General features: G+C 61.6%; 1 pseudogene. It reads right to left on the bottom strand.

Annotated elements, in window-relative coordinates:
- Positions 1–237 (bottom strand): annotated as a pseudogene (locus IF23_RS0130805) (transglycosylase SLT domain-containing protein); the annotation flags it as partial.

Genomic DNA, 237 nt, shown 5'->3' with positions numbered 1-237 from the left:
GGTGCCCTTGACGTGGTACGTGTTGAAGGTGGGCTGGATCACCTGGAGGAGGCCCTTGGAGGGGATGCCGTTGATGGCGTTGATGTCCCAGTCGTTGACGGCGTTGGGGTTGCCGGAGGACTCGCGCATGATGTTGCGGTGCAGGCCCTCGTAGGAGCCGGGTATGCCCTTGTTCTTCATGATGTCGAGCGACTGACGGATCCAGCCGTCCAGGTTGTTCGCATACGACTTCGGGGC

Source organism: Streptomyces catenulae, assembly GCF_000718015.1.
Taxonomy (GTDB): domain Bacteria; phylum Actinomycetota; class Actinomycetes; order Streptomycetales; family Streptomycetaceae; genus Streptomyces; species Streptomyces catenulae.
Note: the sequence above shows the minus strand (reverse complement) of the source record. Positions and strands in the feature narration are given on the sequence as shown.